The 24,601-nt window shown below is 36.3% G+C and carries 22 protein-coding genes, 1 tRNA gene and 1 other annotated feature; of the genes, 12 read left to right on the top strand and 11 right to left on the bottom strand.

Going from position 1 to position 24,601, the window contains the following annotated elements:
- Positions 1-12: 12 nt before the first annotated feature.
- The 6 genes from R4Y45_RS06725 to R4Y45_RS06700 form a co-directional block, all read right to left on the bottom strand.
- Positions 13-927, bottom strand: a complete 915-nt coding sequence (locus R4Y45_RS06725) for an ACP S-malonyltransferase (RefSeq protein WP_339970408.1) — start codon at positions 925-927, stop codon at positions 13-15.
- Between the two features lie 13 nt (positions 928-940).
- Positions 941-1,183, bottom strand: a complete 243-nt coding sequence (locus R4Y45_RS06720; protein WP_339970407.1) for an acyl carrier protein — start codon at positions 1,181-1,183, stop codon at positions 941-943.
- A gap of 57 nt (positions 1,184-1,240) precedes the next feature.
- Positions 1,241-2,215 carry a ketoacyl-ACP synthase III gene (locus tag R4Y45_RS06715; RefSeq protein ID WP_339970406.1) on the bottom strand — a complete coding sequence of 325 codons (975 nt, stop codon included), beginning with the start codon at positions 2,213-2,215 and terminating at the stop codon, positions 1,241-1,243.
- A gap of 7 nt (positions 2,216-2,222) precedes the next feature.
- Entirely contained in the window at positions 2,223-2,693 is a 471-nt protein-coding gene (locus R4Y45_RS06710) for a MarR family winged helix-turn-helix transcriptional regulator (protein ID WP_339970405.1), read from the bottom strand.
- Positions 2,694-2,736: 43 nt separating this feature from the next.
- A complete protein-coding gene (gene fabZ, locus R4Y45_RS06705) occupies positions 2,737-3,177 on the bottom strand; it encodes a 3-hydroxyacyl-ACP dehydratase FabZ (protein ID WP_339970404.1) in 441 nt (146 codons plus the stop codon).
- Positions 3,178-3,378: 201 nt separating this feature from the next.
- Positions 3,379-4,338: a ketopantoate reductase family protein gene (locus R4Y45_RS06700; protein ID WP_339970403.1), complete on the bottom strand. Its 960-nt coding sequence runs from the start codon at positions 4,336-4,338 to the stop codon at positions 3,379-3,381.
- Between the two features lie 168 nt (positions 4,339-4,506).
- On the opposite strand from R4Y45_RS06700, the gene pnuC reads away from it, so the two are divergent.
- From pnuC to mmuM, 3 genes are all read left to right on the top strand, one after another.
- Positions 4,507-5,253, top strand: coding sequence for a nicotinamide riboside transporter PnuC (gene pnuC / locus R4Y45_RS06695; RefSeq protein WP_339970402.1), 747 nt, complete (start codon positions 4,507-4,509; stop codon positions 5,251-5,253).
- Positions 5,254-5,284: 31 nt separating this feature from the next.
- Positions 5,285-5,535 (top strand) — a binding site (T-box leader).
- Between the two features lie 51 nt (positions 5,536-5,586).
- Positions 5,587-6,999, top strand: a complete 1,413-nt coding sequence (locus R4Y45_RS06690; protein ID WP_339970401.1) for an amino acid permease — start codon at positions 5,587-5,589, stop codon at positions 6,997-6,999.
- Positions 6,956-7,876, top strand: coding sequence for a homocysteine S-methyltransferase (mmuM, locus tag R4Y45_RS06685; protein ID WP_339970400.1), 921 nt, complete (start codon positions 6,956-6,958; stop codon positions 7,874-7,876). The genes R4Y45_RS06690 and mmuM overlap by 44 nt, the downstream gene beginning before the upstream one ends.
- Positions 7,877-7,911: 35 nt before the next feature.
- Here the strand turns inward: mmuM and R4Y45_RS06680 are convergent, their stop codons facing one another.
- Both R4Y45_RS06680 and R4Y45_RS06675 read right to left on the bottom strand, forming a co-directional pair.
- Positions 7,912-8,424: a GNAT family N-acetyltransferase gene (locus tag R4Y45_RS06680; protein ID WP_339970425.1), complete on the bottom strand. Its 513-nt coding sequence runs from the start codon at positions 8,422-8,424 to the stop codon at positions 7,912-7,914.
- A gap of 143 nt (positions 8,425-8,567) precedes the next feature.
- The gene (locus R4Y45_RS06675) at positions 8,568-9,074 is read right to left on the bottom strand and encodes a type 1 glutamine amidotransferase domain-containing protein (protein ID WP_339970399.1); all 507 of its coding nucleotides are present in this window, start codon (positions 9,072-9,074) and stop codon (positions 8,568-8,570) included.
- 150 nt (positions 9,075-9,224) lie between these two features.
- Between R4Y45_RS06675 and R4Y45_RS06670 the strand changes: the two genes are divergently transcribed.
- Positions 9,225-11,258: a KUP/HAK/KT family potassium transporter gene (locus tag R4Y45_RS06670; RefSeq protein ID WP_339970398.1), complete on the top strand. Its 2,034-nt coding sequence runs from the start codon at positions 9,225-9,227 to the stop codon at positions 11,256-11,258.
- A 31-nt stretch (positions 11,259-11,289) separates the two neighbouring features.
- Here the strand turns inward: R4Y45_RS06670 and R4Y45_RS06665 are convergent, their stop codons facing one another.
- The 3 genes from R4Y45_RS06665 to R4Y45_RS06655 all read right to left on the bottom strand — a co-directional run bounded on the left by R4Y45_RS06665 (position 11,290) and on the right by R4Y45_RS06655 (position 13,000).
- Entirely contained in the window at positions 11,290-11,943 is a 654-nt protein-coding gene (locus R4Y45_RS06665; RefSeq protein ID WP_339970397.1) for a DUF4767 domain-containing protein, read from the bottom strand.
- Positions 11,944-12,055: 112 nt separating this feature from the next.
- Positions 12,056-12,127, bottom strand: a tRNA-Asn gene (locus R4Y45_RS06660).
- 237 nt (positions 12,128-12,364) lie between these two features.
- Positions 12,365-13,000 (bottom strand): DUF4767 domain-containing protein, encoded by a 636-nt coding sequence (locus R4Y45_RS06655; RefSeq protein WP_339970396.1) that lies wholly within the window; start codon positions 12,998-13,000, stop codon positions 12,365-12,367.
- Between the two features lie 185 nt (positions 13,001-13,185).
- Here R4Y45_RS06655 and R4Y45_RS06650 point away from each other — a divergent pair, with 185 nt between their 5' ends.
- From R4Y45_RS06650 to R4Y45_RS06615, 8 genes are all read left to right on the top strand, one after another.
- Positions 13,186-14,487: a D-serine ammonia-lyase gene (locus R4Y45_RS06650; protein ID WP_412747374.1), complete on the top strand. Its 1,302-nt coding sequence runs from the start codon at positions 13,186-13,188 to the stop codon at positions 14,485-14,487.
- A gap of 13 nt (positions 14,488-14,500) precedes the next feature.
- Positions 14,501-15,052 carry a metal-dependent hydrolase gene (locus tag R4Y45_RS06645; RefSeq protein WP_339970394.1) on the top strand — a complete coding sequence of 184 codons (552 nt, stop codon included), beginning with the start codon at positions 14,501-14,503 and terminating at the stop codon, positions 15,050-15,052.
- A 134-nt stretch (positions 15,053-15,186) separates the two neighbouring features.
- The gene (gene ade, locus R4Y45_RS06640) at positions 15,187-16,857 is read left to right on the top strand and encodes an adenine deaminase (protein ID WP_412747373.1); all 1,671 of its coding nucleotides are present in this window, start codon (positions 15,187-15,189) and stop codon (positions 16,855-16,857) included.
- Between the two features lie 314 nt (positions 16,858-17,171).
- Complete coding sequence (locus tag R4Y45_RS06635) at positions 17,172-18,107, top strand: aspartate carbamoyltransferase catalytic subunit (RefSeq protein WP_339970392.1); 936 nt, start codon at positions 17,172-17,174, stop codon at positions 18,105-18,107.
- A 1-nt stretch (position 18,108) separates the two neighbouring features.
- Positions 18,109-19,365 carry a dihydroorotase gene (locus R4Y45_RS06630; RefSeq protein ID WP_412747372.1) on the top strand — a complete coding sequence of 419 codons (1,257 nt, stop codon included), beginning with the start codon at positions 18,109-18,111 and terminating at the stop codon, positions 19,363-19,365.
- A 19-nt stretch (positions 19,366-19,384) separates the two neighbouring features.
- Entirely contained in the window at positions 19,385-20,464 is a 1,080-nt protein-coding gene (locus R4Y45_RS06625; protein ID WP_339970390.1) for a carbamoyl phosphate synthase small subunit, read from the top strand.
- Entirely contained in the window at positions 20,457-23,639 is a 3,183-nt protein-coding gene (gene carB, locus R4Y45_RS06620; protein ID WP_339970389.1) for a carbamoyl-phosphate synthase large subunit, read from the top strand. The genes R4Y45_RS06625 and carB overlap by 8 nt, the downstream gene beginning before the upstream one ends.
- Positions 23,640-23,651: 12 nt before the next feature.
- A complete protein-coding gene (locus R4Y45_RS06615; RefSeq protein WP_339970388.1) occupies positions 23,652-24,590 on the top strand; it encodes a dihydroorotate oxidase in 939 nt (312 codons plus the stop codon).
- The last annotated feature ends 11 nt before the right edge of the window (positions 24,591-24,601 follow it).

Raw genomic sequence — 24,601 nt, 5'->3', positions numbered from 1 at the left:
AAATAATGTCTCCTATTTTGTCCATTTTTGACGCAATTGATTAAGACTTTCTAAATCATGAACAGCATAAGTTTCAAGTTCTGGACATGTTTTTTTAGCGAAACGACTTAGTGTTTGGCCAGGACCAATTTCAATTACAGCAGATAGGTTATCTTGTGCAACTAATTTTTCTAATCCTTGATAGAAATGGGTTGGTTGAACTAGTTGGTCAGTTAGTGTTTGCTTGATTGTTGACAATTCAAACGGTGTGACAGTTGTGTTACTCATAACAGGAACGTCAGGTGTATTGAAGTCAACGCTTTCAAGTCTTTTTTCTAACTTCTCACTAGCCTCTTGCATAAGAGGGGTATGTGAGGCAACAGACATTTTAAGTGGAATGGCTTTTTTAACACCATGTTCTTTTAAAGTCTTTTTCACTTGTTTTAGACCACTAGCACTACCACCGATAACTGTTTGATCAGGGGTATTGTAGTTTGCAGGATAAGCCGCATCTGTCTGGTTGACGTCGGTTAGTACTTCTTGTAGAAGTTCTGCATCACAGTTCAAAATAGCCATCATCTTACCAGGATTATTATCGCCAGCTTCTTGCATATAACGCATTCTATCGGCTAAAAGTGGAAAACCTTGGCTAAAATCTAAACTATTTGCAGCGAGTAGGGCACTATATTCACCTAAACTAAGGCCAATATAGCTGCTAGCTTGACCAAATTCATGATTTAAAATTCTGAAAATTCCAAGACTCATTGCAACAATCGCAACTTGCGTGTTTTCTTCTGCGTCAAAGACTTCCGGATTAGTTAAATCAAGGTCTAACGCTTTTGAAGCTTCTTGGATGGTCTGACGATATAAAGGTTCAGCTTCATATAAGTCTTGTCCCATACCTTTAGACTGTTGACCTTGGCCAGCAAATAAATAACTAAAATTCATAAGCGAACCTCGATTATTCGCCTAATTTTTTGCTAACGTAGTTAACAACTTCACCAACAGTGTCTAGACTTTCGTCTTCTGTTTCGATTTCAATGTCAAATTCGTCTTCGATTTCGTTAACGATTTCAAAAACATCTAAACTGTCTAAGTCTAAGTCATCTTTAAAGTTTGTTGATTCAACAATGCTTTCTACATCTGCATCTGTTTGTTCTTCCACGATAGCTTTGATTTTGTTTAAAATTTGTTCGTTAGTCATAATTAAATTTCCTCTCAATTTTTCAATAGTTTTATTATTATTTTTAATTGTTGTTTTTTAATAGTTTAAAATGACGGTTCCAATTTCAAGACCGCCACCAAATCCAATTAAAGCTAAGGTTTGACCTTTTTTAACTGTACCATTTTGAATCACTTCATCTAGAAGAATAGGTTCACTGGCAGCAGCTGTATTACCAAATCGATCAATGTTAACATGTGCTTTAGTTGGATCTAGTTTTAATTTTTTGACCACGGTTTTTATAATTCGAGCATTAGCTTGATGAAAAATAAAATGATCAATATCTTCCAAGTCTAAGCCAGCATCTTCAAGAGCTTTATTTAATGACTCAGGAATAGCTGAAGTCGCAAAGTCATAAACTTTACGGCCATTCATTTCAAAAGATAGGGGTGTTGTGTCAAGCATTTGGTTGAAAGGGGTTTGGGTATTGAAATGTCCGGCAGTTAGGAAGCGTCCCATATCACCGTAAGTTTCAAAATTATCCCCTAGATAATGACCAGTACCTTCATTTTTCGTAATTAAGGCACCACCAGCACCATCTCCAAAGAGAATGGCTGTTGAGCGATCATTGAAGTCAACTAGTTTACTTAAAACTTCACCACCAATTACAATAGCGGTTGAAATTTTGTCATCATTAAATAATGAATGTGCCATTTTCAATCCGTAGACAAAGCCTGAGCAGGCGGTATTGATATCAAACGCCATCGCGTTAGTAGCACCAAGTTCACCTTGAACCATAGACGCTACATTAGGTGTCATATAGTCAGGAGACATTGTTGCAACGATAATCAAGTCAATGTCTTCGGCATTGTATTGGCTGTTAGTAATCAAATTTTCAGCAACGCTTAAACATAAATCGCTTGTGGTTTGCTGATTTGAAATATGTCGTTGTTTGATGCCGGTTCGCTTTGAAATCCACTCATCTGAAGTTTCCATAAATGCCGTGAGGTCATTATTGGTGACAACATTTTCAGGGACAACGTGAGCGGTTTGTTCGATAGAAAAATTTTTCATGTCGGTTTTAAGTGAGCTCATCCAAAAAGTCTTGTAAGTTGACTAAAGCATGTTTGACAACCTTGAGCTCGTCAAGGCTGAAACCTGCTAAAAAACGGTCTACCATTTTTGAATGAAATGCATTGTGTGCACGATATAACACTCGACCGCGTTTGGTTAGAGTGATATCTGTTACACGTTGATCATGAGGGTTTTTGGTGCGATTAATGAGACCTTTTCGTTCAAGGTTTCGCAAGTTAATCGTCAAGGTTCCTCTTGATAGATGCATTTTTTTAGCAATCTGTGAAGCACTTTTGGGTTCATGCAAACTAATGGCGTGAACTAAGTGGACTTCTTTGACAGTAATATCGCTAAAAGAGCTCTTTTTTAACTCCTTTTCTTCGATTCTTAAAATATTGTCATAGACATTAGCTAAAGCTTCATTAATAAAATCATGTTCCGCTTTTTTGAACTTTGTTTCGTCATCATGAACTGACATACTTTTCTCCTCAGTTAAGTTATAAGCGCAACGTCTGTTTGATTTAATCGCGATTAGCTACGATAAAAGTAAGTTCGGCTTGGCAAGCTTTCTTACCATTAACTTCTGCGTAAGTTTCAACAATACCCATGTTGGCACGTTGCTTAATCATTTTGACGTGAAGTTTTAATACATCACCAGGTTCAACTACTTTTCTGAATTTGGCGTTTTTAATCGCACCCATGTAAGCAGTCTTGCCTTCGAATTCTTTAGATTTTAAAATTAAAATAGAAGCGGCTTGAGCAAGAGCTTCAATAATTAAAACTCCCGGCATAACAGGGTTTCCAGGGAAGTGTCCTTGGAAAAACTCTTCGTTGATTGTGACATTTTTAGTTGCCACGATTGATTCTCCGGGATTGATTTCATCAACGTAATCCATAAAAAGAATTGGATAGCGGTTGGGAATCATTTTCATAATTTCGCTTGCAGTTAAAACTGGCTCCATAATTTCCTCCTAATGTTCAGCAATTGTGTTACTTTTCTGAACTGGAATTCATGGTATATTATTTTTGTTTGAATATCAAACCTTTTTTTAAAATTGGCTAATTAAAATTTGAATTTCGATAAAACAAAAACCGCTATAAACCCTTTTATATAAAGGATTTAGCGGTTTTTATTTAGCGTGTAAAAAAGTTTGATATTCAAACTACTTTTGAGCTTGTTTAATACTTTCAGCTAAGTGAACTTCGTTCACAACAAAGCGGTGAACGGCACAATTGTATCCAACTTTGTCACCAAGTTTGACAATATAGCCATTAATGTAATCGACTTCTGTTGGACGATTTTTAGAAAGGTCTTGATACATAGAAGGGTGGTGATATTTGTAATCTACACAACCATCTAAAACACCTTGAATAGCTTCTTCTTTTGTTTGAGGTAGGTCAATATTGTTTCGTTTACAAGCTTCAAAGGCTTCATCCATCATTTGGGTAGTCATTTCTTTAGCCCCTTTGAAGTCACCGAATTGTCCCATTGGAATTTCAAACATCGTACAGATTGTATTAACAACGGAGTTGAACAATAGCTTGGTCATGGCCATACTCAAGTAATCTTCACTATAAATTGGGTGAAGTTTAGCACTTTCTAAATCAGCCATGATTTGTTTTTGGTTAGCATCAGGCTCGTTATCGCCATAAGTTGCAAGATGCATACTTTCTTTGCCTTCTTTACCCATGAAGTCAACAAACCCAGGTTCAGGCATTAGTGTTGCAATCATTGCTGTTCCACCCAGAACATGTTCATTTGGGAAGAATTGAACGATTTTGTCCATGTGGCCAATCCCATTCATAGCACTGACAACATATTGATTATCGTTGAACAATCCAGCTTTTTGACAACAGTCAAGTAAGTTTTGGAGTTCCATTTGTTTGGCAAAAACTAACCAAACATCTGGTTTTTGATCATACGTTTCAGGTGAGTAAATATTAACATCGATTAACTGTTCATTTTCGTGATCACGTTGAACACGAACGCCGCCTTGCTTTTTGACAGCTTCAATATTAGGTTCCCATGAATCAACAAAGTCAACAGTGACACCTGCATTTTCTTGTAACATAACACCATATCTAAAACCCATGGCTCCTGATCCCAAAACTGCATATCTCATAATCTGTACCTCCGAATATTATAAATTTATTAAATTTTAACATTTATTACATAAAAATCAAATGTTAAAATACTTGACTTTTTCAAAAAACACAACATATAGAAAAATATTGCGTTTTTTTGAATGACGTGTACAATATCTAGTGTTGATTTTTTATAGAGAAGGGGAATGAAATTGAATCAAGACGCATTACGTGTGTTAAAACCAAGCTGGTATATTCATCAAATGAAGGGGTGGACTAAGCGAAGTTACCAGTTGTTAACATTGGGGATAATTGTTGTAATTTTAACAACAATTACAAGTGATATTAATGCTATTTCAATTACAACGATGTTTGCGGGTATTTTGGGATACACCACAACACTTGCAATTACAAACGCCAAACCTGTTAATGGTATGTTTGGTTTAATCAGTGCGATTTTATATATTATTGTCGCAATTTCAGCTAAGAACTATGCTGATGTTGTTTTACAGGCAGCTTATATTATTTTATTAGACATTCCAGTTTTAGTTCTACCTAAGTGGTCTGAGAATGTACAAGCTCATATTCGAGGTCTTTCTGACTCAAAACCATTAAGAGACTGGGGGCTAACAGCTTTATTCTTTATTGTTGTGTTTGGATTACTTTATTTAATGGATACACAGTTGTTTATTAGTCCACGACCAGTACTTGATGCTTTTGCTGGAGCAGTTGGTATTACCGGTTCTATTTTGGCAACATTAAGATTTAGAGATCAATATTACTTTTGGATTTTCCAAGGTGTAATGAGTGTGATTTTATGGGGCACAACCGCTTTTCAAGGCGATGCTAACTTTACGTTACTATTTACATATACGCTTTACTTATTGAATGATGCGTTAGCTTTATTTGATAAAAATATTCCATGGTTCCATAAAAGTGTTGACAAAAGGTGAAAACCATGTAAACATTATAAAAAAATGAAATGATTAAGCGATGATGAGAAAAGTAATTCTCAACTTCATTTTAAAGAGAGTCTACAGTTGGTGAGAGTAGATATTTGAAGCAGAATGAAAATGGTCTTTGAGCTTTTGTGAGTAAAGTAATTGAGCTTACAACGGGTACGCCTGATATAGCGTGAAGGAATGTTAGTTCCGGATTGAGAGAGTTTAGCTGTGGATTTAATCACGGCTAAATTTAAAACAAAGGTGGTACCGCGAGAGACACTCGCCCTTTTTAGGGCGGGTGTCTTTTTTTATTTCATTAATTAAAAAGGAGGAGTCAATCACATGGCAAAAGAATCATTTACAAAACAAATGCAAAGTAAGCACCTGGTGACATTATCACTTGGAGGTGTTATTGGAACAGGTATTTTCATGAGTTCAGGTTATTTAATTCAATCAGCAGGTCCCATTGGAACCTTAGCTGCATATATTATTGGGGCAATTTTGGTATGTTTGGTGATGTTGTGTTTGGGAGAATTGTCCGTTCATAATCCAACAACAGGATCATTTCATACTTATGCTAGCAAGCATATTCATCCAGGTGTTGGTTTTGTCGTTGCTTGGTTATATTGGTTAACTTGGACTGTCTCATTAGGGTCGCAACTCATTACCTTAGCCATGATTGCAAATGGTTTTTATCAAAACATACCTGTTTGGATTTGGTGCATGATATTCATTGTCTTGTTAGCAGCATTGAATTTATCACAGGTCAAATGGTTTGCAGCTAGTGAGTTGGTAATGTCTATTATTAAAAGTTTAGCTTTACTGGTTTTTATTGTAATTGGACTAGCTTTAGTTTTTGGGGTTATTCAATCAGCAGGTCAAACACAACCCGTTTTATTATCAAACTTTACTAAAAATGGCTTACTACCTAATGGAATTTTGCCTGTGATTTCGGTAATTTTAGCTGCTAACTTTGCTTTTTCAGGAACGGAAATTATCGCAGTTGCTGCAGGTGAAACTAAAAACCCTCAAAAAGTTTTACCTGGTGCCATTTTAAAGACACTTGTTATTTTAGTCATCTTATTTATCGGTGCCATTTTTGTAATTGGAGCTTTACTGCCACAAGAGTCATCAGGGCTGACCACAAGTCCGTTTGTTGCAATTTTAAATAACGCGGGGTTTGCTTATGCAGGTAATTTAATGTCCGTGGTTTTATTTATTACCGTTCTTTCAGGTGCTAACTCAGGTGTTTATGCTGCATCCAGAATGATTTGGTCACTAGCTAATCAAGGCCCACTTCCTAAAAAGTTAGCTAGGTTAAATAAAAATGGCTTACCTATCTACGGGTTAACACTCACATTATTAGGCGGATTATTATCCTTGTTTTCTAGTATTTATGCACCTGGAACCGTTTATCTAGTGTTAACATCATTGTCAGGATTTGCGGTCGTTTCGGTTTGGTTATCTGTTGGGGTTGCACAATTACGATTTAGAAAGCAGTTTTTAAAAGAAGGGCACAAAACGTCAGACTTAAAATATAAAACTCCTTTCTACCCAATTGTACCGTGGGCAGTTATCATCTTATGTACCATTTCTCTGGTTGGGATTGGATTTGATCCAGAACAACAGCTATCTTTAATTGCCGGTGTATTATTCTCGGCCATCGTATTTGCTTATTATTATTTTATTATTCAAAAAAAGGAGACTAAACATGTCAAAAGAGTTAATCAAAAATTGGGCAAAGCAACAAAATAGTATTGTAATTGATGGGGCAATGTCACTAGGACTTGAAGAACGTCAGGTTAATTTAAACAATAAATTATGGACAGCTTCAGCTATTGACTACTACCCCGAAAAAATCAAAGATGTTCATCAAGCCTACTTTGATGCTGGAGCTAATATTGCAATTGTTTCCACCTATCAAGCTAGTGTTCAAGGTTATTTAGATCAAGGCTACAGCGTTGACCAAGCTAAAACGTTGATTAAACGTGCAGTTCAATTAGCTGATGAAGCCCGTCAGGCTAGTGACTCAACTCAACCAAAATTTTTAGCAGGAGCGGTGGGACCTTATGGGGCTTATCTAGCAGATGGTTCAGAATATCGAGGAGATTACGCGTTATCTGATGAAGCGTATCGTGAATTTCATCGTGATCGTCTAGATGTTTTAATAGCAGAAGGTTGTGACTTATTAGCGATTGAAACCATGCCTAACTATCAAGAAATCAAGGTAATTTTAGAGCTACTTAAAGAGTTACCAGAAATTTCTGTTTGGGTGACTTGTACATTGAAAGATGCCAAAACATTAAGTGATGGCACACCTTTTGAACAGGTTCAAGCATTACTTGAAGAAAATAACCAAGTAATTGCTTATGGTGCAAATTGTATTGCACCTGAGTTAGTTACTTCATTTTTGAAACAAGTTCAACCAACTGCCCAAAAAGATTTAGTCATTTATCCAAACTCTGGTGCAAGTTATTCACCAGAAGTTAAGGAATGGGACAAAGCACCTCACAGTCAACAAACTTTCAACACTTATACTAAACAGTGGCATGAACAAGGTGCCAAGTGGATAGGTGGCTGTTGTTGTACGTCAGAACCAGAAGTTAGAGCGATTGTGTCGAGTTTAAACTAAAAAACATCAACTCAAAATGAGTTGATGTTTTTGTTTTATCTAATAACAGCTTCAAAGTAGCTGTTCCACTCACTCATATTATCTTGACCTAAGTAAGTTGTCACAGCATCTTTATAGTCAGCGAATGTAATTGGCTGTGTGGTCATAATTTCAAGCCCGTTACCTTCAATTTTGGTTTTCATATAAATGTTGCTTTTAGTAAAACCATTTCTTTCATAGAATGATTGGCGTTTAACACGTTGAGTATAGTTATCAGCGTTTTCAATCACTTCTTCAATTTCCAAAAAGATAGTTTTATCTTGATACTTTTCTTTGAATTGTTCAAGAACACGGGTACCATAACCTTTTGAACGAGTTGAAGGATCCATAGCAAGGTATGAAATGAGTAAGTTTTTTCCTGAGATTGTGTAGTAAACAAGCCCAATAAATTGACCGTCATCTTCGATTGCAACAAGATGGTTTTGATCTAACTTAGCTCTATCCAAAATAAAAGAAAAGGCTAGTCTTTCGTGTTCAGGAAAAGCAGTTAAGTATAAATCCTTAACCAGTTGTTGTTTTTCGGGACTTTCTTGGGTGATATCTTTAAATTCTAAAATAAATATTCCTCCTAGTAATAATAGTCATAAAAAAACTACGCTCATGAGCGTAGTTTAACAGAAATTTCTTAAATTTTTTTAAAAGAATCTTTGACTTAGTTTAAAACTTCAACAATGGCTTTGTTGAAAGCATCTAAATCATCAGGAGTACGACTTGTCACTAAGTTTTCGTCAATAACAACAGGTTTGTCTTCAATAATTGCACCTGCATAGTATAAGTCAGGGACAACAGAAGTATAAGCTGTCAGACGACGACCTTTTGTTAGTCCAGTTTGAATAAAGATTTGTGGACCATGACAAATTGAAAAGATTGCTTTATTGGTTAAGAAGAAATGTCTAGTAAACTCAACATAACGGTCATCTGCTCTTAAAATGTCAGGTGAGAATCCACCAGGTACAAGTAGCCCATCAAAGTCTTCGGGGTTTGCATCTGCAATACCTAGGTCAGCTTTGAATTGGCCACCATTTTTACCTGTGAAAGCGTTGTTAGCTTCGTTTTCAATTGTGACAGCTTCGTGTCCTGCAGCTTGTAAAGCTTCAACAGGTGAAGTATATTCAATATCTTCAACGTAGTTTGTCACGATTACTGCGATTTTACTCATAAATAATTCTCCTTTAATCAATTTGTACTTACATTATATAAGTGAAAAACACAAATTTCAACCACTTACTGAAAAAAGTAACAAAATCTTTGCGTTTTTGAAGGTGTAATTCTAAAATGTAGGCGACAAAGAAGGTAAGAGGTGGTCACAATGAGTTTAACTCAAAAGAAAAAGAACCTGTCCTTAATGGGGATTTTGGTTTCTTTTGGTATCGTATATGGTGATATCGGGACATCACCGTTATATACGATGAATGCAATTATTCGTGATGGCGGTGGATTTAAAAATCTTCAGCCGGATTATATTATAGGAAGTATTTCTTTAATCATTTGGACTTTGATGATTATTACAACATTAAAGTATGTGATTATTGCCATGCAAGCATCAAACCATGGTGAAGGTGGTATTTTCGCCTTATATACCTTAGTTAGACGAAAGAAAAAGTGGTTGATTATCTCGGCTTTAATTGGTGGGGCGGCTTTATTAGCCGATGGGACTATTACACCTGCTGTAACAGTTACCAGTGCTATTGAAGGATTGAAGTCTCAAAATCTAGGTTTGTTTACGTTCAGTAGTGATCAAAATGTCGTAATTGCGGTAGTCATTACAATATTGTTAGTGGTATTTGCTATGCAGCGTTTTGGAACCGCAAAAATCGGACAAGCTTTTGGCCCCATTATGTGTGGTTGGTTTTTCTTCATCGCTATTGTTGGATTTTGTAACTTGTTAAGTTACCCAGGAATTTTGAAAGCTTTATCGCCTGTTTATGGGTTGCAAGTATTATTTAGTCCCGCTAACAAGTCAGGATTTTTTATTTTAGGGAGCATTTTCCTAGCAACAACAGGGGCTGAAGCCCTTTATTCAGATATGGGTCATGTTGGTAAACATAATATTTACTTTAGCTGGCCAATTGTTTATCTCTCATTAGTTTTGAGCTATATGGGGCAAGGAGCTTGGTTGATTAATAATCACTTGAACGTCCAAAGTACAGCACTTAATCCCTTTTATGCTGTTGTGCCCGATAGTTTAACATTTTTTGCGATTATTTTAGCAACGTTAGCGGCAGTTATTGCGTCACAAGCATTAATTACAGGGTCTTATACGTTAGTTTCTGAAGCCATTAGACTCAAAATATTGCCAAGGATGAACATCCATCATCCAGGTAATAAGCGTGGTCAAATTTATATTGGGACAGTCAATTGGTTGCTATGTGTGATTACAATTGCTCTAGTCTTATATTTCCAAAACTCACAACATATGGAAGCAGCCTATGGGTTAGCTATTACGGTAACCATGCTAATGACAACAATTTTATTACATAATTTCTTGGATACAAAGGTTTCTAAATGGTTATCAGGCTTATTAACAGCATTCTTCTTGATTGTGGAATTTTCATTTTTCATTTCAAGTGCTGTGAAGTTTGAACATGGGGGTTATGTTACAGTACTCATCACATTAGCGATTATCTTAGTAATGTATATTTGGTATTTTGGTAATAAAGTTCGCTCTAAATATGAAACAGATAATGAATATGGCTGTTTGACCGACTATAAAGATCAGTTAGTTTCATTGAGTCAAGATGAACACTATCCTGTAACCTCAACGAATTTGGTTTATATGGCTAAAGTTAAAAAAGGACATCAAGTTAAGAAGTCCATTTTGTATTCTATTTTAGATAAACGTCCAAAACGTGCTAAAGTTTATTGGTTTATTACGATGGTCACAACGGATAGTCCTTATACCCATGATTATACGGTCGAAACTTATGGTACCAAGAACGTTATCCAAGTAACTATTTACTTAGGGTTTAAAAAATCTCAAAAAGTAAATGTCTACTTACGCCAAATCATCAATGACTTAATTGAACAGGGAACGATTGAAGCACAGCCTCAAAGATATACCACATCAAAAGGTCGCCGAGTTGGAGATTTTAAATTTGTTATTTTGAAAGAAGCGTTATCATTAGCAACTAATATCTCTGGTTTTGATAGATGGTTAGTTTCAGCTAGAATTTGGCTTCAAAATCATACAGCAACGCCTATTCAATGGTTTGGACTATCTTTTAGCGACGTGCGAATTGAAAATGTGCCGGTTAACTTGGGGTATAAACCTCATATTAAGTTACGCCGAATCAACCACAAAAAAGCACGTCAATATGAAACGTTTGAAGAAGAAAGGCAATAAAAAAGAAAGCTGATTAAATCAGCTTTCTTTTTTATTGGTTATAGAGATTCTCAAATCCGGTTTTTAAGGTAGTATTTTGCGTGTGTCTAAAGTAAACGCTACCAGCAGTCGCTTGATCTTGTGTAGCCACTAAAACTTCAGGCTGATTATTGTGTAATGTAAATAGATAAAGATGTCTATCAGTATAAGTGGTTGAATTATCTTTGATATCACTATAGGCCATAATAACATTATAATCAGATGTGCCACGCATTGTTTTTTGGTTAATCAAGCCAATTGTTGCAGGAGAACCATCCACGTAATAGTTATAAAGGTCTAAACCATTAACGAAATCAAAGCCATAAAAAGTTGTTTGACTGTTTTTTTGAGGATAATAGCGTTGGTAAGATTGTCCCATTTGACTGCTAAAAGAACGCATGAAAGTATCCATTTCTTGAACTAAACGTGCACTGTTTGGAATTCTAGATTCAGAAGATTGCGTGCTACTTTGACTTTGTGATTCAGTTTTGGTTGAACTTGTTTCTTGTTCAGAAGACTGCACAGGTAAGGAGCTTGTACTAGCTTTAGGCATTAGTAAAGTTACCGCAATTAAAACGATGACAATCAGTCCAATGATACCGCCAATAATCCAAGGTGTGAACGATTTTTTTTGATGTTCTTTTAAGTAGTCTTTTCTTTTTTTCATTTGATTAATAGTCCTTTTTTATAATGGTATAAGTCTAATCACTATAAATGATACAAGTTTAATTGAAAATAAGCAAAAATAAAAAGCTGATAGTCTATATCAGCTTTTTAAACTGCCCGAGTTGGAATCGAACCAACACTCTCTCGGTTAACAGCCGAGCGCAGTACCATTGTGCCATCGAGCATTAATATCTTAGTGAATTAATTATGAAAAAATTAAATTAGTATAACGGAAAAGGAATGGAATTGGAACAATTCACTAAGATAATTACCCAAGTTGGAGTCGAACCAACGCTTCAAATCTAGGAAGCTATCCATTAGTTGAGTAGTTATTGTTTTCTTGTTACTAATATAATACTAATTTTATTTTAATAAATCAACTCTTTTTTAAATAAAAAAACCATCATTTATGATGGTTTGATTTAATTATTATAGATTTTTGCAAAGTTAGTTGCTAAGTTTGAATTTTCAGTATGTTTAAAGTACATGGCATTTCCAGGCATACCTTGGTTTTGCATCGTAATTAATACCTGTGGTTTCTGGTTGTAAATGGCTAGCAAGTATAAATGAGCCCCAGCAAAAGGTGCAGATTCAACATCACTATAGACGCCAACAATGTTGTAATCAGAATTATGATAAGTCGTTTCTTGAGGCGAAGCTAAGCGGAAGTTAACCGGTGTGTTATCCACATAGTAGTTAAATTGATCTAACTCAGTCGTGATGTCAAAACCATAAAAATTAAGTTTTGTTTGATTAAGAACTTGGGGGTAGTAACGTTTATAGTTTTGTCCCATGTAACTACTAAAATCTGCCATATAATTATCCATCTGCTCAACCTTAGCTGCATTAAAACCTGTATTAACAGATGAAGTTGAATGAGCATCAGAAGCGTTGGTTATCTGAGAAGATTCAACTGTGCTTTGGTTAGTCATTGGTGAGGTATGTTTTGAATTTGCAAATAAGGGCCATCCACCAATAGCAACGATAATAAGTGCTACAAGAATAATTAAAATAACCCCAATATTTGAACGATTATGACGTTCACGTTTTCTTTTCAATGAATTTGTCCTACTTTCTGTTCAATAATAAGATATAGTTGAATATTACTATAAATTCGATCTTTAATAAATATTAAACTAACCCAAAGTGATATCGTGTTAATTTTATTAACATTGTGTACTGATATTATAAGGATTTAATGATAAAATGAAGCCAATAAATGATTAAAAAGTGGGGTATCATCATGACATTTTCTAAAGAAGATTACAAACATCTACCAGAGATAGCTGATATTGAAAACGAACAACCAATTTTTTGGAAAAATCTAGAATATAATCACCAAGCCGATTTGAGATTTAGTTTGGCTGATATTTTTGATGCAGACGCTAGATGGCAACGTTTTGCACCATTTATCGCAAAAGTATTTCCCGAAACGAAAGCTGACAAAGGTGTTATTGAATCACCTTTAATTAGGATAGACGAATTCCAAAAAAAATGGAATGACGAAATGGACGAAGCCTTGCAAGTTAAGGGGTCATTATTCTTAAAAGCAGATAACTTACTCCCTATTACGGGATCAATTAAGTCTCGCGGTGGTATTTATGAAGTCTTGAAATTCGCTGAACATATTGCGATGACAAAAGGTGACTTAACTTATCGTGATAATTATGCTGTTTTGGCAGAAGAAAAATTCATGAATATTTTTGCAAAATATAAAGTGGCTGTTGGGTCAACTGGTAACTTAGGACTTAGCGTGGGTATTGCTGCGGCTAGTTTTGGCTTTAGAACAACCGTCTATATGTCACATGATGCTAAAGACTGGAAGAAAGATAAATTACGTGCTAATGGTGTTGAAGTTGTGGAATATGATAGCGACTTTTCTCATGCGATTACAGAAGGTCGAAAATGTGCTCAAGCCGACCCCAATACTTATTTTGTAGATGATGAAAGTTCAACAGATTTATTCTTAGGCTATTCTGTTGCAGCATTAGGTATTCAAAAGCAATTGAAAGACCATAATATTGTAGTGGATGACAAACATCCATTAGTTGTTTATTTACCAGCAGGTGTTGGAGGTAGTCCAAGTGGCGTTTCATTTGGATTAAAACAATTATTTGGTGATCATGTTTACCCTGTCTTTTGTGAACCAACACATGTGCCATCTGTTACACTTGGTTTAATTACCAAACAAAACAGCCGTATTTGTGTAGAAGACTTCGGTCTTGATGGCTTAACTGCTGCGGATGGTTTAGCAGTGAGCCGTCCTTCAAAAATCGCCGGACCAATTATGCGAACCTTGCTCTTTGCCAGTGCAACATTTGAAGACAAAGATATTTATCGTTACTTGGTTAGATTAGAAGATACTGAACATATTTCAGTTGAACCTTCAGCTACGGCTGGATTTTGTGGTTTGAAAGCTTTAATTGCTAATGAAGTGGCAATGAATACCCCTAAAACCACTCATATCGTTTGGGCTACTGGTGGTAGTTTGATGCCCGATAACGAAAAAATCCATAATTATCAATATGGTAAAACACTCGGTTAGAAAGTAGATTTAATTGTTAAAAAAATCTCATATTGCGTTTTCACATGCTGTGATATCTGGCGGCATATTATTAACAAATTATCCAGTTAAAGCAGCACTGCCACTATTAGTTGGTGCTCATTTCGGTTCTTTTGCACCTGATTTAGATGGTGGCGATACCTATGACTCTGAACTGACAAGACTGTTAGGCAAGCTCAATGTATTGCAGTATATTCCCCATCGGACATATACCCACACCTTATGGATTGTGGCTTTACTGGTATTATTGTTTTATCAGTTACCACAAATGGGAGCTAATGATTATTTATTTCGTAATTTAATTCTAGGATTTACAATAAGTTATGCCTTGCATCTTATTTTAGATAATTTTTCTAAACAAGGTGTGAATTGGTTTTTCCCATTTGGGAGATATCGCTATAATCCAAAGTTTAAATCTTATCAAAAAAAGCGAAAGTATCGCTGGTATTATTATCGTGTCAACGGTAACTTTGAGCTGTGGTTTAGACAGCTGTGTCGATTGGTGATGATTGTGAATTTCTATTTATTATATAATCATTGGTTTTAAAAGCGGACAATCTGTTCCGCTTTTTTTATTGAGAAATTAATTAAAAACCGAACTTTTTTATAAAAAAACTGGAAATAAATCAGTTTTTCTTATAAGATAGTCTATAAAATAATTTTCGTTCGGGAGGAAATTGGATTATGAAATTGGTTGATACACGCATTCAAAATGGATTAGTTTTGAATGTTTTTACAAGAGAATTTGAACCACAGACACTATGGTTAGATAAAGGTAAGATTGTGTCGGTTGGTGAAAATAATCAACTTGAAGCAAAAACTGTTATTGAAGCTCGCAACCAATATTTAGTACCTGGATTTATTGATGCACATGTTCATATTGAAAGTGCAATGGTTTCTCCCAGTGAATTGGCTAAAGTTCTACTCAAACATGGTGTGACTACGATTGTGACAGACCCTCATGAAATCGGTAATGTAATGGGAACTCAAGGAATTGAATACATGATTGAAGATGCGCGTCAAACGCCACTTGATGTGCGATTTATGTTACCTTCATCGGTTCCTTGTGTACCTTTTGATCATAGTGGAGCCGTCCTAAATGCTAAAGATTTAAAACCGCTATATCGCTATCCAGAAGTGAATGGCTTAGCAGAAGTAATGGACTTTCCCGCTGTTGCAAGTCAAAGTCATGAAATTATGCAAAAAATTAAAGATGCTCAAGAAGCAGGTTATCATGCAGATGGGCACGGAGCTGGACTGACGCCTGAGCAACTAGATACTTATCGTCAAGTTGGGATTGACACGGATCATGAAGCGACTAGCGTCCAAGAAGTTAAAGACAGACTTAGTGCCGGCTACTATGTTTTCTTACGTGAAGGAACGGTTGAACGTGATATTGAAAATACGATTGGTGCGGTAACAGAATCAAACGCTCAACGATTAGCTTTTTGTACAGATGATAAATTAATTACAGATTTAGATCGTGAAGGGTCGATTGACTACTGTATTCAATTAGCAATTAAACACGGCGTTAGACCTGAAACGGCCTTTACGATGGCGAGCTTTAATGCGGCAACTTCTCATAAATTAAATCAAACAGGTGCTTTAGCAACTGGTTATCAAGCTGATATTGTTTTCTTAGATAATTTGGAAGACGTTACAATTGATAAAGTGATGAAGAACGGTGAAATTTTGAGTGAGTTTACGACACAACCTGCTCAATTTTCAGAATCAACCGTGCATCACAATTTTAAATTGGAAGATTTAAAAATGCCATTAAGCAGTGATTATTGTAACGTTATCCAAATTCAACCTAACCACATTGTGACCGATCACTTACAAACACACGTTAAATTAGACAACGGTCAATTTAATTCAGACATTGACCAGGACATTTTGAAGATGGTTGTGATTGAACGTCATCATAATCTTGGAACTTATGGTTTGGGATTAGTTAAGGGATTTGAGATTCAAAATGGTGCCGTAGCCATTACAGTAGCACATGATTCTCACAACCTTGTGGCAGTCGGAACAGATGATGATTCCATTAATGAAGCGATTCAAGCGGTTACTGAATCTGGTGGTGGAATTGCAGTGACTCAAAATGGCAAAGTTTTAGCAACGATGCCACTAAAAATTGCCGGACTCATGTCTGCTAAGTCTTACCAAGAAGCTCAACAAGACTTAGATCTTGTGAACCAAGCTTATCAAAAGATTAGCACAAACCGAGTGTTTGACCCATTTATTACGCTGTCGTTTTTAACACTTCCAGTTATTCCATCAATTAAATTAACTGATCAAGGCTTATATGACTTTAATCAGCAGGACTTTATTTCAGTGGAAGCTAAATAAAATCAAAACTTTCCTTTCTTTTTAAAAGCGAGGATGTTATTATCATTACAAGCACATCACAAGTTAGAACCTTTAATGTTGGCCAGAGAGTCACAAAGGTCTTATGATAATAACCAAACTGTAACCTTATCCTATTTTTAGCTGAAGTGTACGCAAAAGTTCATACGGCAGAATTAATCAAGGGATAGTTACAACCATCATTAAGACTAGACAGTAGACTCTTTGGAATTTTCCAAAGAGTCTTTTTATTGGTTTTGATTCTGTAATTAATAAAGATTACTCCAGAGAGGGTAAGTTAATTAGGAGGCAAAAACATGACAAAACATTTTGTCGACATGAATAATGACTCACCAACCCAAATTATGAAGTTGATTGAGTTGAGTGAACAATTTAAAGCAGGTCTTAAACTAACTTTGAAACGTCCAGTTTATGCTGCGAACTTATTTTTTGAAAATAGCACAAGAACGCATGCGTCATTTTATATGGCGGAACAAAAGTTGGGCATGACTGTTTTAGATTTGAATATGGCAACTAGCTCCACCCAAAAAGGTGAGTCGCTAGAAGATACAGTTAAAACCTTGCAGGCTTTGGGAACCGATATTGAAGTGATTCGTCATGGTCAAAACGGTTGGTATGAGGCAATGGTCGCCGATAAGAGTTTGACAACGTCGCTGGTCAACGGTGGAGACGGGTCAGGACAACATCCGTCACAGTGTTTACTTGATTTAATGACGATTTACGAAGAATTTAGCTATTTCAAAGGATTATCAGTCGGCATCATTGGTGATTTAGCCCATTCACGAGTTGCAAAGTCAGATGCACAATTGCTTCATAAATTAGGGGCAACCGTTTATTTTTCAGGACCAAAAGAATGGTATGACGAGTCATTTACACCTTATGGGCAATATATTGAAAATATCGATGAGTTAATTGAAAAATTAGATGTGGTCATGTTACTACGCGTACAACTTGAACGACTCAATACAAATTCAGTCAAACAATTTAAAGCTTTAGATTATCACACTCAATTTGGACTAACCAAAGCTCGATTTAAAAAAGCTAAGCAACAAGCGATTATCATGCACCCAGCTCCAGTTAATCGCGGGGTTGAAATCGATTCAGACTTAGTGGAAGCTCCACAATCACGTATATTCAAGCAAATGGCCAATGGCGTTTTTGCCAGAATGGCGATTCTAGCTAGTCTACTTGACGAAAAAGGGTTATTACAGGAGGATTTGAACATTGACTAAACTGACTTTAATTCAAAATGTAAAATTAAATAATGAATTGGTGTCCCTTTTAATTGAGGATAACCTTATCAAACAGATTGCACCAACCATTGAAAAAACACCAGAGATGTCCGTGATTGAAGGTGAGGGGAACACCATTTTACCGGGATTAATTGACGTTCATGTTCATTTTCGTGAACCCGGTTTAACTTATAAAGAAACGATTGAAACAGGTACAAAGGCTTCAGCACGTGGCGGATTTACAACCGTGTTTGCCATGCCAAATGTTAAGCCAGTGGTTGATAACCCTGAGAGATTACAGCAGATGTTTGAATTAAATCAACGAGATGGTGTGGTTAAAACGCAGCAATATGCGGCTATTTCAAGTAACTTGAGTGCTTTAGATAATACCGATATTGAAAAAATGGCGCAGATGGGAGCTATTGGATTTACAAACGATGGCTGTGGTGTACAACAAGCTAATATTATGTACGAAGCGATGTTAAAAGCCAAAGACGTGAATAAGCCAATTATTGCTCACGTTGAAGATAACAGCTTAACTAATCAAGGGGTTATGAATGAAGGCGAGTCATCAAAAAAATTAGGCTTACCAGGAATTAGTCCATTAAGTGAGTCTTCTCAACTAGCAAGAGATTTAGTTTTAGCACACAGTACAGGCGTTCATTATCATGTCGCTCATATTTCGACTAAAGAGTCTGTCGAACTGGTACGGCTAGCTAAACGAATGGGCGTTAACGTGACAGCAGAAGTTTCACCTCATCATTTACTATTAGATGATTCAATGGTTGAATTCGATAATCCAATGATGAAAATGAATCCACCTTTAAGATCAAAGGATGACCGCAAAGCACTTATTGCCGGTTTGATTGATGGCACAATTGATATGATTGCGACTGATCATGCCCCTCACAGCCGAGAAGAAAAGCAGGGAAGCATGACAACTGCAGCTTTTGGAATTGTGGGGATTGAAACCGCATTTAGCTTGATTTATACCAAATTTGTTAAAAGTGGATTAGTTGATTTGGCAACTTTAGTGAAGTGGATGTCAAAAAATCCAGCACAAGCCTTCCACATTCAAGGCGGGCAACTTGAAGTCGGACAACCAGCAGATTTGACGATTATGGATTTAGACTCAGAATATGAAATTAAAGCAGAAGACTTCTTATCTAAAGGGACCAATACACCGTTTTTAGGATGGCAAGTTTTTGGACAAACAAAATATACAATAGTAGATGGCAAAATCGCATACAAGGGTTAAGTTTAAGGGGGCAACTAACATGAAAAAATATTTAGTTTTAGAAGATGGCAGCGTATATACAGGTGAAAGTTTTGGCTCAACTAAAGATGTTTATGCAGAGCTAGTGTTTAATACTGGTATGACGGGTTACCAAGAAACCATTACTGATAACAGTTATCAAGGTCAAATGATTAATTTTACTTATCCATTGATTGGGAATTATGGGATTAATCTAGAAGATTCTGAAGCTGACAAACCAGCAGCTGCTGCAATCATTGTTCATGAACTTGCTCGAAGAATTGGGAATCAAAGAGCAGACATGACACTACAAGAATATGCTGAGCAGCATGAGTTACCTGGAATTAAGGGAATTGACACCCGTGAATTAACACAAAAAATCAGAGATTATGGCTCAATGAAAGCCGTTATTGTTTCTGAAATTGATCAAGCTAAAATCGACGCTATTTTGAAAACTAACCTCAACAGTCAATTCCAAAATGATGTTCAAGAAGGAGAATCTTTAGATAATAACACAGGTCATACGGTAGCGGTTATTAATTTTGGAATCAAAGACTCAATCATTAAAGCCTTACAAGCACGTCAACTTCACGTTGTACTGTTTCCTTATACGACTACTTTTGAAGCGGTTGAAGCAGTCAACCCAGCAGGGATCTTACTTTCAAATGGGCCAGGAGATCCTACGAATCATCGACAGGTTCTACCATTGATTAGACAACTACAAGCCCGTTATCCTCTAATGGGAATTTGTATGGGCCACCAACTTTTTGCTTTAGCTAACGGGGCCACAACTTACAAAATGAAATACGGACATCGTGGCTTTAACCATGCAGTGTATGATTTTGAAACGGGACAATCAAACTTCACCTCTCAAAATCACAGTTATGCCGTCGATGAAGCCTCTGTTCAAAATACACATCTGCAAGTAACGCAAAAAGAAGTTAACGATAACACCGTTGAAGGGTTGAAGTTAATGAATCGTCCTGCCTTTTCAGTCCAATACCATCCTGATGCTTGTCCAGGTCCACATGATGCAGCGTATATGTTTGACCGTTTTGCACAAATGATGACAAAAGCTGAAAGGAGATTACAACATGCCTAAGCGTTTAGATATTAAAAAAATCCTGGTAATTGGTTCTGGACCGATTATTATTGGTCAAGCAGCAGAATTTGATTATTCGGGTTCACAAGCTTGTTTATCACTAAAAGAAGATGGTTATGAAGTGGTCTTAATCAATTCAAACCCTGCCACTATTATGACTGACCATGATATTGCTGATAAAGTCTATATTGAACCTATTACATTAGACTTTGTGACAAAAGTCATTGAAAAAGAACGTCCTGATGCGATTTTAGCCACTTTAGGTGGTCAAACCGGACTTAATATGGCTAAAGAACTGGCTGATGCTGGCGTGTTAACTGAGTATAACGTTGAAGTATTAGGTATTAACTTACATACCATTGAAGAAGCAGAAGATCGAGACAAATTCAAACAGTTAATGGACCGCTTGCATGAACCCGTTCCTGAATCAGCAATCGCCAATACGTTAGTTGAAGCCAAGGCAATTGCCCGCCAAATTGACTATCCTTTAGTGATTAGACCAGCTTATACCTTAGGCGGTACAGGTGGTGGATTTGCCCATAGTGATAAGGAACTTGAAGAAATCGTTACCAACGGCTTAGAACTTTCACCAGTTAATCAAGTTTTAGTGGAGAAATCGATTTCAGGGTTTAAAGAAATTGAATTTGAAGTGATGCGTGATCATGAAGATAATACTTTAATTGTGGCTTCCATGGAAAACATTGATCCAGTTGGGGTACACACGGGTGATTCAATTGTGACCTCACCTGTGCAAACCTTATCAGACCGTGAGTATCAAATGATGCGAGATTCAGCAATTAAAATTATCAAAGCTCTTAAAATTGAAGGGGGTTGTAATGTTCAAATGGCATTAGACCCTAAAAGTTTGCAGTATTACATTATTGAAGTTAATCCGCGAGTGTCGCGCTCATCAGCCCTTGCTTCAAAAGCGACAGGGTATCCCATTGCAAAAATTGCGGCTAAAATCGCTGTAGGTTACTCTTTAAACGAAATTAAAAACCCAATTACCAAAACAACCGTTACAAACTTTGAACCAGCTATGGATTATGTGGTGACCAAAATTCCAAGATGGCCCTTTGATAAGTTCCCAACTGCGGATAATACGCTCGGGACACAAATGAAAGCTACTGGTGAAGTTATGGCGATTGGTCGTAACTTTGAAGAGTCGATTCAAAAGGCAATTCGTTCACTTGAAATTGAGATTGCAGGTATTGAAGATATCAATTATGAGGCGGTTTCAACTGCTAATTTAATGAAAAAACTGAATCCTGCGACAGATGACCGCTTATTTATCTTATTTGAACTCTTAAATCGTGGCGTTGATATTGATGAGTTAGCTGATTTAACTCAAATTAATGTATTCTTTTTGGATAAACTGCTTCATATTTTAGAAATTGCAAAAGTTCTGAAAGCAAACAAAGCTGATATTACCCTCATCAAAACCGCTAAAGAAAATGGCTTTACTGATAAAACGATTGCTCATTATACCAACTGTGCAACTGAAGAAATCCGTCAATTGAGAAAAGAAGCAGGTATTATACCAGCTTATAAAATGGTTGATACGGTGGCAGGTGAATTTGAATCTAAAACGCCTTACTATTACTCAACTTATGATCACAAAAATGAATCTACTGCTTCTGACAAAAAGTCCGTCTTAGTGTTAGGTTCAGGTCCTATTCGAATCGGACAAGGCGTTGAGTTTGATTATGCGACAGTTCATAGTGTGAAAGCAATTCAAAAACTAGGATATGAAGCCATCATCGTCAATTCCAACCCTGAAACAGTTTCCACTGATTTTTCGATTTCAGATAAACTGTATTTTGAACCACTCGATTTAGAGGATATTTTAAACATTATTGATTTAGAACAACCTAGGGGTGTTGTGGTGCAATTTGGTGGTCAAACTAGTATCAATTTAGCCAAAAAGCTTCAAGATTATGGCGTGAATATTCTGGGGACGACAGTTGATGATATCAATCGGGCTGAAGACCGTGATTTATTTAATCAAGTGATTCAAAATGCCCGTTTAGCTCAACCAAAAGGCGATACTGCAACGACAGTTGAAGAAGCAGTTACCATTGCTAACACCATTGGTTATCCGGTTTTAGTTCGACCTTCCTATGTACTAGGTGGACGTGGTATGGCAGTCGTTCAGTCTGATAAAGAACTAATTAATTATATGACGCAAGCGGTTGCGGTTTCACATGACCATCCGGTACTGATTGATGATTACCTTGAGGGATTTGAAACCGAAGTTGATGTGTTATCCGATGGTAAAACGGCTGTCATTCCAGGGATTATGGAACATATTGAAAAAGCCGGTGTACATTCTGGTGACTCGATGGCTGTTTATCCGACTCAACGACTATCACAATCAGTCAAAGACCAAATGACAACAGCTGCAATTAAACTAGCTAAAGAATTACAAATTATTGGGATGATGAATATTCAATTCGTAATCAAAGACGATATTGCTTACGTAATTGAAGTTAATCCGCGTGCTTCTCGAACTGTACCTTTTATCTCAAAAATCACGAATACCCCTCTGGCACAATTAGCAACCCAAGTGATGTTAGGTCAAAAACTCAGTGAGTTAGGTTTTAAAGATGGAGTTTTACCTGAAACAGAGTTAATCCATGTTAAAGCGCCCGTTTTCAGTTTTAATAAAATCCATAATATCAATACTTTACTTGGACCAGAGATGAAGTCAACAGGTGAAGTCATGGGAACAGGTCGAACTTATCAGGATGCACTTTATAAAGCATTTGTTGGTGCTGGAATTAAAGTCATCAATAACGGCACTGTTTTACTGGCTATGGATCCTCAAAATCCCAATGCCCTAATCAAAGTAGCCCAAGAGTTAATTGAAAAAGGATTCAAGTTACTGGCTATCGATAGTAATAATTCGATTTTAAAAGCAACAGGAATTAAATCTGACTTAGCAAGTGAATCAGAACTTACAACAGATGCTTTAGCTTACTTACGCCAAAAAGAAGTCGACATTGTGATTAACACTTGTGACAATGTTGATTTAGATTCTGACCAAAATCGTTTAATCAGAAGTGCTGCTATTGAAGATAATCTGAGCTTATTCACAGCACTTGATACAATTAGGGTTTACTTATCAATTTTAAAAACAACTGTTGACCAACTAGAAGTGACCGAAGTTTATTAAAGGAGTTTACACATGACCAATCGTTTACACGCAACCATTGCTGATATTAATTTTGAAGGTGTTTTAGCTAACGCTTCAGGTGTCCATTGCCAAACAAAAGAGGAACTAGACGAACTCTTAGCTTCACCCTACGTTGCAACTGCTGTAACTAAGAGTTCAACTAAAGAAGTTAGAACAGGAAATCCCCGTCCTTCTTACTATGAATTCGAACAAGGTTCTATCAATTCTATGGGGTTACCGAATAACGGATTTGACTACTACTTAGACTATGTTAGTCAAGACCACACACAAAAACCCGTTATTTTATCAGTGGCTAGTCTATCAATGGCTGAAGGAATTGAGCTTTTAAAACGGGTTCAAGATTCAGATTTTCAAGGAATTACTGAATTCAATTTGTCTTGTCCAAATGTTGTGGGTAAGCCTCAAGTCGCCTATGATTTTGAGACGACTCACCAAATTTTGACAGAAGTTTTTAAATTCTTTAAGAAACCTTTAGGTGTCAAGTTACCACCGTACTTTGATTTTGCTCATTTTGATCAAATGGCTGATATTTTAAATCAATTTCCACTATCACATATCAATTCAGTAAACTCAATTGGTAATGGCTTATATGTTGATATTGAAACTGAATCTTCAGTCATTAAACCTAAAAAAGGTTTCGGTGGCCTAGGAGGTGCAATGATTCTTCCGACAGCACTTGCGAATGTCCGCGCTTTTCGCGAACGGTTAAATCCAGAGATTAAGATTATTGGTACTGGTGGTGTAATCAGTGGCGAAGAGGTTTTTGCACATATTTTATGCGGAGCTGATTTAGTTTCTATTGGAACAGAGCTTCAACGACAAGGTATTGGTCTTTTTGAAAAATTACAACAAGAATTACTAACAATTATGGATGAAAAGGGTTACCAAAGTGTTGAATATTTTAAGAATTGTTTAAAAAATTTAAATTAACTAGAAAGTTA

The organism is Holzapfeliella saturejae (assembly GCF_037546065.1).
In the GTDB taxonomy this organism is placed as follows: domain Bacteria; phylum Bacillota; class Bacilli; order Lactobacillales; family Lactobacillaceae; genus Holzapfeliella; species Holzapfeliella saturejae.
The sequence above is the reverse complement of the archived record's forward strand: the minus strand, read 5'-3'. Positions and strand labels throughout refer to the sequence as shown.